This window comes from Clostridium beijerinckii (genome assembly GCF_018223745.1).
GTDB lineage: Bacteria > Bacillota > Clostridia > Clostridiales > Clostridiaceae > Clostridium > Clostridium beijerinckii.
In genome coordinates, this window is the sequence record NZ_CP073653.1 from 1,136,068 (window position 1) to 1,148,630 (window position 12,563).

Annotated in this window: 9 protein-coding genes; 7 read left to right on the forward strand and 2 right to left on the reverse strand. The window is 28.8% G+C overall.

What is annotated here, in order from left to right:
- Positions 1–156 precede the first annotated feature (156 nt).
- The 3 genes from KEC93_RS05250 to KEC93_RS05260 all read left to right on the forward strand — a co-directional run bounded on the left by KEC93_RS05250 (position 157) and on the right by KEC93_RS05260 (position 2,563).
- On the forward strand, positions 157–984 hold the full coding sequence (locus KEC93_RS05250) for a Cof-type HAD-IIB family hydrolase (RefSeq protein WP_011968317.1): 828 nt from the start codon (positions 157–159) through the stop codon (positions 982–984).
- 40 nt (positions 985–1,024) lie between these two features.
- Entirely contained in the window at positions 1,025–1,810 is a 786-nt protein-coding gene (locus KEC93_RS05255) for a histidinol-phosphatase HisJ family protein (RefSeq protein WP_011968318.1), read from the forward strand.
- A 240-nt stretch (positions 1,811–2,050) separates the two neighbouring features.
- Positions 2,051–2,563 (forward strand): GNAT family N-acetyltransferase, encoded by a 513-nt coding sequence (locus KEC93_RS05260; RefSeq protein ID WP_011968319.1) that lies wholly within the window; start codon positions 2,051–2,053, stop codon positions 2,561–2,563.
- A 99-nt stretch (positions 2,564–2,662) separates the two neighbouring features.
- Here the strand turns inward: KEC93_RS05260 and KEC93_RS05265 are convergent, their stop codons facing one another.
- Positions 2,663–3,898 carry an MFS transporter gene (locus KEC93_RS05265; protein WP_077869259.1) on the reverse strand — a complete coding sequence of 412 codons (1,236 nt, stop codon included), beginning with the start codon at positions 3,896–3,898 and terminating at the stop codon, positions 2,663–2,665.
- Between the two features lie 170 nt (positions 3,899–4,068).
- Here KEC93_RS05265 and KEC93_RS05270 point away from each other — a divergent pair, with 170 nt between their 5' ends.
- Positions 4,069–5,523 (forward strand): MDR family MFS transporter, encoded by a 1,455-nt coding sequence (locus KEC93_RS05270; protein ID WP_011968321.1) that lies wholly within the window; start codon positions 4,069–4,071, stop codon positions 5,521–5,523.
- 340 nt (positions 5,524–5,863) lie between these two features.
- On the opposite strand, the gene KEC93_RS05275 is transcribed toward KEC93_RS05270, so the two are convergent.
- Positions 5,864–6,412, reverse strand: a complete 549-nt coding sequence (locus KEC93_RS05275) for an ECF transporter S component (RefSeq protein ID WP_011968322.1) — start codon at positions 6,410–6,412, stop codon at positions 5,864–5,866.
- A gap of 278 nt (positions 6,413–6,690) precedes the next feature.
- Here KEC93_RS05275 and KEC93_RS05280 point away from each other — a divergent pair, with 278 nt between their 5' ends.
- The 3 genes from KEC93_RS05280 (at position 6,691) to KEC93_RS05290 (ending at position 12,283) form a co-directional block, all read left to right on the forward strand.
- On the forward strand, positions 6,691–7,920 hold the full coding sequence (locus KEC93_RS05280; protein WP_011968323.1) for an exonuclease SbcCD subunit D: 1,230 nt from the start codon (positions 6,691–6,693) through the stop codon (positions 7,918–7,920).
- Complete coding sequence (locus tag KEC93_RS05285) at positions 7,895–11,386, forward strand: AAA family ATPase (RefSeq protein ID WP_077869258.1); 3,492 nt, start codon at positions 7,895–7,897, stop codon at positions 11,384–11,386. Before KEC93_RS05280 ends, KEC93_RS05285 begins: the two co-directional genes overlap by 26 nt.
- Before the next feature lie 327 nt (positions 11,387–11,713).
- Positions 11,714–12,283 (forward strand): 50S ribosomal protein L25, encoded by a 570-nt coding sequence (locus KEC93_RS05290; RefSeq protein ID WP_011968325.1) that lies wholly within the window; start codon positions 11,714–11,716, stop codon positions 12,281–12,283.
- Positions 12,284–12,563 lie beyond the last annotated feature (280 nt).

Here is a 12,563-nt window from a genome sequence, read left to right on the forward strand (position 1 = left end):
TCATACATTATTTAATTCTTTGGAGAGCTACAATAAAATCAAATCTGAAAGTGACTTTTTAAAGTAGTAGAAATATACAGTCTTAGAAGCAGATTTTGTTTTAAATATTTTAAAAAAGTATATATAAAAATGCGCAATATAGGAGGAGGCAAAATTATGGCATATAAACTAATAGCTTGTGATATGGATGAGACATTATTAAATGATAATCATATAATTTGTCAAAGAAATATTGATTTAATAAAAAGAGCAAAGAAAGAGTATGGAGTAAAATTTGTACCAGCTACAGGAAGAGGTTATTCTTCTATTCAGAATGACTTGAAAATTTTAGACTTATATGATCAGGCTGGGGAATATATTATTTCTTTTAATGGTGGCGCTTTAACAGAAAATAAGGATAACAAGCTACTGCAATTTAAAGGATTAAGATTCGATAAGATGAAAGAAATTTTTGAGTATGGATTAAATAAGGATGTTTGTATACATGTTTATACAAAAGATAAATTATATATTTATAATTTATCACAAAGTGAAAAAGAAAGAATTAAAAATCAAAAATTAGAGTGTACTATTATGAAAGAAAATACAGTGGATTTGCTTGAAGAGGAACCAATTGCAAAGATTATATATCAAAATATAAATGTTCCATATTTGATGGGTATTGAGCCAGATATGAGAAGTATTACAGAGGGGCATTGTGCTGTAAGTTATTCGTCAAATCGATATATGGAATTTAATTCATTAGGGGTAGATAAAGGTAGTGGTCTAATTAATTTAGCAAAAATTTTAGATATAGATATTAAAGACACAATTGCTGTAGGTGATAACTACAACGATATGTCTATGTTAAAAGTAGCAGGTCTATCAGTAGCGTCGGGAAATGCAGTTGAAGATGTAAAAAGAGCTTGTGATTATACAACAGAAGCTGATAATAACGAAGGTGTTGTCGCTGAATTAATTGAGAAGTTTATATTGAAGAAATAGTAATAATAGTTGTAATAATATTTTAGGAGGAAATTTAATTATGTTAGCTGATTATCATATGCATACAAGTTTTAGCGATGATTCCACTTATCCTATGGAAGATGAGATCAAAAAGGCAATATCTTTAGGAATTGATGAAATATGCTTTACAGAGCATGTTGATTATGGAGTGAAAGTAGATATAAATTGCAATTATATAGCTTATATAAATGAATTTAATAGATGCAGAGAAAAATATATAGATAAAATTACTATGAAACTTGGAATCGAATTTGGGATGCAAGAACATACTATTCATGAATTTCAAAAGGATTTTAATGAATATGACTTTGATTTTGTTATACTATCTTGTCATCAGGTAGATAATAAGGCATTTTGGACACAGGATTTTCAAACAGGAAAGACACAAAAGGAATATAATGAGAAATATTATGAGGAAATATTAAAAGTAATAAAAAAATATAATGATTATAGTGTTTTAGGTCATTTAGATATGATTAATAGATATGATAAGATGGGAAAATATCCTTTTGAAAAGGTAAGAGATATTGTAAAAGAAATCTTAGTTCACGTAATTTCTCATGGAAAAGGAATTGAAATTAATACATCTTGTTTTAGATATGGGTTAGATGATTTGACACCTTCTAGAGAAATATTAAAGTTATACAGAGAATTAGGAGGAACTATTATTACAATAGGATCTGATTCGCATAAGGAAGATGATGTAGGATGCAAGATTTCTTATGTAAAAAATGAACTTAAGGAACTGGGATATAAAGAATTTTGTACATATAAGAAAATGGAGCCAATCTTTCATTGGTTATGATAATAGATGAATAATTAAAAATATTAGTAAAGTTCAGCATACATGGACTATAGGCAAATAAGTTCATTTATGCTGTTTTTTTATTTAGTTTAATTTATTATTATTTAATTATTTGTAATTCAGGATTGTTTTATCACTATAAAAATTAATAAAATGGAGCTATTAAAAAAATAATTTTACATATTGCACATAGGTGTTAAAATATAGGAAGATTAGTTTATTTTGAAAGGGATATGAAAAATGATAAGAGAAGCAACGGAAAAAGATTTAGCAGATATTTTAGAGATCTACAATGATGCTATATTAAATACAACAGCGATTTATGATTATACTGCGCATAATCTTGAGGAAAGAAAACAGTGGTTTGATGAAAAGAAAAAAGATGGATGTCCACTATTGGTGTTTGAAAAAGATGACAAAGCTGTAGGATTTGCTACATACGGATCATTTAGAACTTATCCAGCTTTTAAGTACACAATAGAACATTCTGTATATGTTCATAAAAACTATAGAAATTTAGGAATAGGGAAGATATTGTTAAAGGAATTAATTGATGCTGCTAATAGAGATGAGTACGCAACTATGGTTGCTTGCATTGATAGTTTAAATGACGGTAGTATCAAAATTCATGAGAAATTCGGGTTTAAATACTCTGGCACAGTAACTAAAGCAGGCTATAAATTTGGTAAATGGTTGGATTTAGTTTTTTATCAACTAGATCTAACAGGTCCTAAGTATCCAATAGAAAAGTAATGATTTTTCTATTCTTGAAATAAATAGAAGTGTTTTAAGAATGATAAAGCACCACCAGATATCATAATTTATAACATCTAGTGGTGCTTTTTCACTTTTCTATTCTGCTGAATCTATTTCACTACTAATTGAGGTATTAAATATTAATGAAGTAAGCATTGCACCTATTAGAAAAAGTATGCCTGCTGAGATGTAGAGAATAGTAAGGGAAAATTGGCTTTTAAGCCACCCTGTAATTGACATAGTAATAACCATGAATCCCATAAACATTGGATTTAATACTCCGTTTACTCTTCCAACAAACTCAGATTTCGTTAATTGAAGAATTAGTGTGTTAATACCAATTTGAATGCAAGGCATAAAAAATCCATTAAGGAATTGGAACAATAGAATTATAATCCAGCTTGAAGATAATCCCATGCCAACCATTGAAATTGTGTTAACTATAAGTCCTATTGCAAGAAGCTTTTGAGGCATAACTTTCTTTGATATTGTCATAACTAATCCGCCACCAATAAACATTGCTGATCCATTTACCATAAGTAATAATTGAAGATTTTCTTTAGGAAGACCAAGTCTTTCAACAATTAAGAAAACCCCAAGTGGTTGTATGATACCAACAGCAAGGCCTGATACAGCAAAAACAGATCCAAGTATAGTTAACTCTCTTTGCTGCCAAACATAGGCGAAACCTTCTTTTAATTCTTCCAAGAAATGATTTGTAGTTTCTGTCTTTTCAATTATCTCATCAGCGGGTAATAGGGTTAATACTGAAGCTGATAGTAAGAAAGCTACACCCATTACTGATATAGAAATATCTATTCCAAACTTTTGAAAAACAATAGTACCTAATGCTGGTCCTATAATCATAAAAATAGACATAAGAGTTTGGAAAATAGCCATTCCAGTTTGCATAAACTCTTCAGGAACATGGACTTTAAATAATTTCATTGCAGAGGGCTGAGAGAACTGAGACAAAATAGATGAAATAAATGTTACAAAAAATACAGCTTCCCAAGTTGCAAAGATTATTGTAAGCAGAACGGCAAAAACAGAAATAGCACTTAGTAAATCACACCAAACCATAGTACGCTTCGGTCGCCATCTATCTGCAAAGGTTCCACCAATAAATGAGAATATAAATATTGGAGCAAATTCTGCAACTGAAATTAAAGAAACAGCAATTGGATTGTTATTAGTCTTCTCCATTACAAATAACAATATGGCAAAATTACGAACCCATATTCCTATTTGTAGAAAAATAGAAGAAGCTATAATTACTCGAACAAATCTATTGCGAAAAAATGAAGACATTGACATTGTCGATTTTGTCATATAATTACCCCTCTTAAATTATTGAATATTTTATTATATACTATATCATAAATCAGTAGCACATCAAGTTAAAATATAATTATAATGTTGTATAAATAGCTAAGTTAAAATATAATTATAAAGTTGACCTTAAAATAAACAAAGGAAATTTATAAGGAAGTGATTTAAAGATGAATTCAAGAAAAAGAAGCATTGCAGCAGCATTAATGGTAGCAATGTTTTTAGGAGCAGTGGAAGGAACTGTTGTAACGACAGCGATACCAACAATAGTGAAGGATTTACAAGGATTTGAAATTATTAGTTCAGTTTTTTCAGTATATTTACTAACTTCCGCTATTACTACTCCTATATATGGGAAACTATCAGATCTATATGGAAGGAAGAATATGCTTTCAATTGGAATAGTAATATTTTTAATTGGAAGCTTTTTATGTGGATTATCGCAAACTATGTACATGCTGATAGGAGCTAGAGCTATACAAGGAATAGGGGCTGGAGCAATATTTACAGTTACATATACAATTATTGGAGATGTATTTACATTAGAGGAAAGACCAAAGATCCAAGGAATAATAAGTTCTGTGTGGGGAATTGCAAGTTTAGTAGGGCCATTTTTGGGAGGAATTTTAATAGATTTATTATCTTGGCATTGGATATTTTTTATAAACCTTCCCTTTGGAATAATATCAGTTGTGCTTATTCAAAGAAATTTGGATGAAGTTTTCGAAAAGAAAAAACATAGTATAGATTTTGCTGGAATTATAACTTTATCACTGGCGATGGTTATATTTTTGAATATCTTCTTATCAAATGAAGATATGAGTTCTAGCAATAACATATTTATTTTATTATCCGTTATTGCAACTGTTATATTACTAGTTGCATTCTGTATAATTGAAAGAAAAGCGAAAGAGCCAATTATTCCTTTTGATATATTTACAAAGACAACTTCAATTGTGAATTTAATAAGCTTCTTGGCTTCAGCTATATTAATGGGTTCGAATGTTTATCTCCCAATATACATACAAAATGTACTTGGATACAGTGCTAAGATATCAGGCTTGTCACTAGCTCCCATGTCATTTGCTTGGCTTATAGCTGCAGTAATTTTAGGAAAGTGTATAGTAAAGTTTGGTGGGAAAATAGTAATACTTATATCTAATGTTATCTTACTAATTAGTACAGCGTTATTGCCTACATTGAATGCAGAATCTTCTATATTATTAGTAATAATATATGCTTTCATAATGGGATTTGGATTTGGTGGAGCATTTACAACTTTAACAATAATAATTCAAGAGTCAGTAGAATATAACAAGAGAGGTGCTGCGACTGCGGCTAATTCATTGCTTAAAACAATAGGTCAAACTATAGGAGTAAGTATATTTGGTAGTATATTTAATATATATATAATTAAGTATTTTACTCAGTTGGGAATAAATGGAGTTGATCCGAGTAATTTGTATAATTCAGCGGTAACTGATGAACAGATAAGACTCTCATTAAACAGTTCATTACACTTTTTATTTATAATACTTATAGGAATAGCTGTTATATCGTTACTTTCATCAATGATAATGCCTAAAATAATGGAAAGTTCTAAGACAGAGGAGAACAGAGCATAAAATAGAGGTTGAAAATTTATTAATTACTGTGACTGTATCATATTAAGTTTTTTAATTATTATGATGTAGTCACTTTTTTATTATATAAGAGTTTGAATTGGAGTGAAATAGGTGACATCTAGGCTACTCTGAAGCATAAATTATTAATAAAGCTAATTCAGAAGGGGACATTTTAAAAGAGAACAAAAAGGAAAATATATTCATCCCCTAGATATTTCTTAGTTGAATTTGAAAATGCAGATAAAAAAATCTCAGGATACGGAATCACCTGAGACTTTTAGCGATAGAAAATTTTAAAAATTTCTGTTATAAAAATTTGAATGATTTTTAGAAGCTAAATCTAATGAGCAAATACAGCTTGTTTTGCTTTTGATACAACTGCACTTAATGGTAATGCTATTATTATACCAGTAGATACTTGAATTATATTTCCAACTATATCTTTAGCTGAATATGCCATTCCTTGTATTAGCCCAATTTTCTCTGTTAAAAAGCCTGATATTATTATTCCAGCAAAAAAATATGCAATCACCATAAATATACCACTGGATACAAATGCAATTGTATACCTTACAGTAACTTTGTTTTCTGACATTTTTTCTAATATGGATCCTGCAATATAAGCCATTCCCCATTTAATAATTAGCGTAAAGGGTGCCCAAAAATAATATCCACCTAATGCATCAACAAGAAACATACCAAGAGCACTTGAAATTGCTCCTTTTTTCTTACCTAGAACTATTACTGATAAGAATACCATGCAGTCCCCTATTTGGACAAAGCCTCCAACTGATGGAATTTTAATTATGCTTCCTGCTATATAGGTTAAAGCAATCATTAGCCCCATTAATACTAGTTCACTAGTATTTAAAGATTTACTTCTTTCCATAAATATTACCTACCTTTTTTATAAATTACTTGCTGTATATGAATACAGGTTTTTATAGTCTTTGTTTATTATATCTAGCATGCTTTATATAATAAAACTCAATACAAATAATAAAATTATTATATTAATATATGTACAATTTATCAAATGTATGGGTACACATACATTTGATTGGGATAATTAAATCAAATATATATCCACAAAATAGTATTGGAAAAAATCTATTTAAGTAGGCTATAATGTAAATATAAATTGGGCCTAATGGGAGGAGATATAATTTGAGAATATTGCATACAGCTGATTGGCATTTAGGTAAGAATTTAGAGGGACAAAGCCGGATGGATGAGCAAGAAGAGTTTTTAAATGATTTTGTTAAGATTGTAGAAGATAATAATATAGATTTAATCATGATTGCGGGAGACGTTTATGATAATCCAAACCCTCCGGCAAGGGCAGAAAAAATGTTTTATGATACTTTAAAGAGACTATCGAAAAATGGGGAGAGACTTACTTTGGTTATATCAGGAAATCATGATAATCCAGAGAGATTGGTTGCGGCAGGTCCACTTGCTCGTGATCATGGAATCATTATGGTTGGGACACCAAAAACTATAGTTCCTTGTGGTGAGTATGGGAAACATAAAGTTTTGTCATCAGGAGAAGGGTATGTGGAAGTTGAAATTAATAGTGAAAAAGCAGTTATCTTAACTGTGCCTTATCCGAGCGAGAAAAGACTGAATGAAGTTATCTATAACTATATGGAAGCTGAAGATGAAAAAGCTAAATCCTATAGTGATAAGATATTTTCTTTATTCAATTCATTAAAAAATCATTTTAGAGAAGATACAATTAATCTTATAATATCGCATCTATTTGCAATGGGAAGTGAGGAAGGTGGCTCTGAAAGAAGCATTCAATTAGGAGGTGCTTATATAGTAGATGGAAGTTGTTTTCCTAAGGAAGCACAGTATATAGCATTAGGGCATGTGCATAAACCACAAATAGTTCCGGGAACGGATAAAAGAGCAAGGTATTGTGGGTCACCAATTCACTATAACAAAAAAGAGGTTAGCTTTGAAAAGAAATGTTATATAGTTGAGGCAAAAGCTAATGAAGAATGTGACATACAAGAAATAAACTTAAGGGTATATAAACCAATAGAAATTTGGAAATGCTCAAGTATTGAAGATGCAATATTACGATGTGCTGAAAATAAAGATAAAGATTGCTGGGTGTATTTAGAAATAAGTACAGATAGATACATAAGAGAAGATGAAATAAAACAAATGAAAGAATTAAAAGCAGATATATTAGAAATAATGCCTAAGGTTAAAGGATTGGAAGAAGAGAGTGAATTAAACTTAAGTGAAAAATCGTTTGAGGAAATATTTAAGGAGTTTTATCTTAAAGAAAGGGGCACTCCTCCAGAAGGTGAAGTTATGGAATTGCTTTTATCAATTATAAACGAAGAGGGTGGAACAGATGAGACCAATCAAATTGAGGATTAAGGGCTTAAATAGCTTCATGGATGAACAAATTATAGATTTTGATAAATTAACAGATAGAGGATTTTTTGGAATCTTTGGACCAACTGGAAGTGGGAAATCAACCATATTAGATGGAATAACTCTAGCATTATATGGAAATGTATCAAGAAAAAGCTCCAATTTTATAAATACTAATTGTGACAGATTAAATGTAAATTTTGAGTTTCAAATATCAGGTAGTGAAATAAGAAAATATATCATTGACAGGGAGTTTAAAAGAAAAAAAGATGGTGGAATAAGCTCTGGAAAGTGTAAAATCGTTGAAGTAACAAGTTCAGAAGAAGAAATTTTAGCAGATGGAGTTAAAACTATAAATAAGAAAGTTGAGGAGATAGTAGGTCTTAATTTAGAAGATTTCTCAAGAACTGTTGTTTTACCTCAAGGGAAGTTTAGTGAATTCTTAAAGCTTGAAGGTAAGGACAGACGTGATATGCTTGAAAGGTTGTTTAACCTTCAACAATTTGGAGACAATTTATCCAGAAAACTTAGTGCAAAGATAAGCAAAGAGCGAACTGATAGCAATATTTTAGCGGGACAATTAAGTGGATACAGCGATGTTAGTCAAGAAAAATTAAAAGAAAAGGAAAACGCTCTTGAGGAATTAAAAAATAATCTGGAAGCTTTGAAAAAGGAATTAGATATAATAGAAAAGAAGCATAAAGAAAATGAAGAAATATGGAAGCTACAGCTTGATTTACTATATTATAAAAATAAAGAGCAAACATTAAAGGAAAAAGAGGAAAACATAAATTCATATATAGAAAAGATAAAGCTAGGCGAGGCAGGAGCAAAGGTACTACCTTATTTAAATGCATTTGAAAGCACTAGAAAAGCCTTTGATAAAAATGAGATTGAGTTAGAAGAATTAAAATCAAAGATAGGTAAGATAAAAGAAGAAAAAGAAAAGATAGAACAACTTTGGTGCATGGCAAAAGATAAAAAAGAGAATAAACTTCCTCAATTAATGATGCAGGAACAAAAAGTTAAAGATGCTATTGAAGAAAAGAATTTGATACGTGAGATAGAAAATAAAATAGATTTATTAAAGGCACAAATTAAAGAATGTGATGCTAAAAATAATAATATACAGAGTGAGCTCATTAAAATAGAAGAAGAAATAAGTAATAAAAATAAATTAATAAAAGAAGACGAAAAAACATATGATAATTTGAAAATTGAAGAAAGTTTAAAGGAAGCAGTTCAAGAAGGAATAATTGTAGAAGAAAAGTTAGAAAAAATAAATGGAATTCTAGTTAAGGATAAGCAAAAGAAAGCAGTTATTGAAAAAGAAAATAGTGAAACTATACTTAAAGGAAAAGCTTTAAGGGAAGTTTTAGATAAAGAAAAAAAGAGTTTGGAAGATAAAGATAAACAATATGAGTTTTTACTTAAAAATTCGCCAGGTGAACAAAAAGATTTAGTTAATTTAAAACAGTTGATAGTGGAAAATGAGCAAAAATGGAGCAGTTATGTAAAGCTGAACAAAGAAATAGATTTCTCTAGAGAAGAGATAAAAAACTTACAAATAGATATATTAAGTAGAAGAGAAGAAGAAAAGCAACTTGAAAAAGAACTAGAGGAAATAAAAAATACTCAAAGGGAGATTATGAGAGAAAATTTAGCACATACTCTTAGACAGGAACTTAAAGATGGAGATACATGTCCTGTATGTGGATCAACTCATCATATGAAAGAAAATATCAGGATTTTTGAAGTTCAAGATGTGAAGAATGTAGAGGAAAAAATAAAACTAAAAGAAAATTCAATAAAGATTATTAGTAGCAAAATAACTCAAGGTGAAACTAAGGTAAATAGTTTTAACGAAAAAATTAAAGTTAATCTTGAAGAAATTGAAAAGCTCGGAACTGCGTTTAATGAAAAACCTTTGGAAGAGTTAAAACAGGAATTTATAAATTTAGAAAAAGCTTTAGAAAGTTATTCTAAAGCTAAAGAAGAACTTGAAAAAAGTGTTAATAAGCTGAGGAATGAAATTAATATTAAAACCGGAGAAATAAATGAATTACGAGCAGTAGTTAGAACTAACCAAAGACAGCTTGAAGATTTGGAAAAGAGTATTACAGAAAATACAGAAGAATTGAATATTTTAAAAAATAGATTGGATTCGCTAAGGGCAAAGACATTAGTAACTGATTTTAATAAAAAAAGCGAAGAAATTAAAGCTGTTGAAAAAGAGAGAGAAAGATTATCAGAGGTTATTAAAGTTAACAGGGAGCTAATAGAAAAGTTAGAAAAGAATAAAGAAAATTTAACTAGTGAAGTTATTTTAGCAAAAGAAAATTTAACTAGGTATAATACAGAATTAAGTAATTATGAAAAAAGTAAAGAAGAAAAAATACAAGCGATAAAGAACAAAGTCGATAATACAGATGATCTGGTTTCACTACTACATAAAATTCAGGAAAATATTGAAAATATTAATAGTGAGTTTAAGGAAAGTGAAAACAATAAAAATAAAATAGAGAAAGAATTTAATGAAAACAATGAGCGATTAATTTCTGCAATCAGTAAATATAAAGAATTAAGTAAACGAAAAAAAGATGAAGAAGCTCAGTTAGAAGTTGCAATAGACAGTGAAGGTTTTAATTCCCTTGACGATGTCAAAAAAAATATAATTGGAAAAGAAGAAATTAATGATTATAAATTAAAAGTAGAAAGTTATAAAAGTGAAGTATCAAAAGTAAATGGAGCAATTGAAAGTTTACTTAATAAAATAGATGGTAAAGAGTTAAGTGAAAAAGAATATACAGAAATAAAACTCTTAAAAGATATTAAAGAAAAAGAGTTTAATGAAATTAATGAAGACAAAATTAAGGTAGATGAAGAATTAAAAAACATAAAAAATAAGTTGGAAGAGCAGAAAGATCTCTTAGATAAGAAGATGAAACTAGAACATAAATTGGCTCTTCTTGGTGATTTGGAAAAGTTATTTAAGGGAAAGAAATTTGTTGAGTTTGTAGCAGTAAGTAAGCTTAAGTATGTTTCAGTTGAAGCATCTAAGAGATTGAAAGAAATAACTCATGGAAATTATGGACTAGAGGTTGATGACAATAGCAGATTTATAATTAGAGATTATAAAAATGGTGGAGCCAAAAGAGATTCTACTACTTTATCAGGAGGAGAAACATTTTTAGCATCTTTATCATTAGCTTTGGCATTATCAGCACAGATTCAGCTTAAAGGAACTGCACCATTAGAATTATTTTTCCTTGATGAAGGATTTGGTACTTTAGATGATGATCTACTTGAAGTTGTTATGAATTCATTAGAAAGGATTCATAATGAAAAATTGAAGGTTGGTATAATAAGCCATGTTGAAGCAATAAAGAATAGAGTACCAGTAAAACTTATGATTACTCCAGCAGAATCAGGTATGGGTGGAAGCAAAGTTAGAATTGAAAGAAACTAAATTTATAAAAATAACAAGTTTTATATTAATATATTACTTGTTATTTTTTGTGTAAACTGGTAATTAAGTGCTATAATATACATTGTAATTAAATTACGAAAATAAAAATTTAATAGATATTAGAGGCGATTTTAAATGTTTAATTGTAAGTCTAACTTGATTTTATCTTTTCATAATTCTTCAGATAAAATTAATATTAGAAAAACTATTAGACCTTGTAAATGTAATAGGCCTATTTATTTTATTCCAACGTGAATGTACATTCCTAAAATGTGAATTAAATACATTGCAAGAAAATGAAAAATAAATTTTTAGGAGGTACTTATAATGGAGGAATTAAATTTAACTAAAAGAATAAAAACAGCTAGTCATGGTGCTAGAAAGGTAAGAAGAGAAGGCAAGATTCCAGGTGTAATTTATGGAAAAGAAATAGGAAATGAAATATTTACTGTAGATGAATCAGCATTACTAAAAGAAACCTCAGCTAGTGGAGAGCATGGAATAGTAAAATTTAATCTTGATGGAAGGAAAGGAAACGCTGTAATTAAGGAAATTCAAAGAAATGCTTTGGGAAATAAAGCAATTCATGTTGATTTTGAAGAAGTAGCAGCAAATGATACAATGCATACTGAAGTCTTAATTAAGATTGTTGGTAAAGGCATTTTAGAAAGCAAAGGATTAATATTACAAACTCAAAGAGATTTAGTAAAGGTATCTTGTAAAGCAAAAGATTTACCAAAGGATGTTGAATTAGATGTTTCTAATGGACAAGCTGGGACAGTTTATACTTTTAAAAATCTAAAATTTGCTGAAGGAATTGAAGTTTTAGATGATTTATCAACGGTTATAGGATCAATAAGTGAAGAAGAAAAGGCTAAGGAAGAAGAAACAGAATAGAATTACAGATAAACAGAGTTAAATTTTAAATATTATAATCAACCATTTTAATTGAGCATTAGATGGTTGATTTTTTGTTTTTTAGAGTATGTATAGTGAATTTATGATTGTTATGAAAAATGACAGTGTTTCAAAGATATATTTTAGGATAATTTTAATTATTAGAGTTAATATTATAGATTAGAAGGGTAAAATGCTTGGCAATGCATCCAAGTTTTTATATATGATGCAAAATATATAAAAGTGTTTTTATATTATGGATAAATATTGTATAATGTAT

Bases quoted from the DNA above. Each gene is read 5' to 3' on its own strand.
- KEC93_RS05250 (WP_011968317.1), top strand. From the start codon at position 157: ATGGCATATAAACTAATAGCTTGTGATATGGATGAGACATTATTAAAT.
- KEC93_RS05255 (WP_011968318.1), top strand. From the start codon at position 1,025: ATGTTAGCTGATTATCATATGCATACAAGTTTTAGCGATGATTCCACT.
- KEC93_RS05260 (WP_011968319.1), top strand. From the start codon at position 2,051: ATGATAAGAGAAGCAACGGAAAAAGATTTAGCAGATATTTTAGAGATC.
- KEC93_RS05265 (WP_077869259.1), bottom strand. From the start codon at position 3,898: ATGACAAAATCGACAATGTCAATGTCTTCATTTTTTCGCAATAGATTT.
- KEC93_RS05270 (WP_011968321.1), top strand. From the start codon at position 4,069: ATGAATTCAAGAAAAAGAAGCATTGCAGCAGCATTAATGGTAGCAATG.
- KEC93_RS05275 (WP_011968322.1), bottom strand. From the start codon at position 6,412: ATGGAAAGAAGTAAATCTTTAAATACTAGTGAACTAGTATTAATGGGG.
- KEC93_RS05285 (WP_077869258.1), top strand. From the start codon at position 7,895: ATGAGACCAATCAAATTGAGGATTAAGGGCTTAAATAGCTTCATGGAT.
- KEC93_RS05290 (WP_011968325.1), top strand. From the start codon at position 11,714: ATGGAGGAATTAAATTTAACTAAAAGAATAAAAACAGCTAGTCATGGT.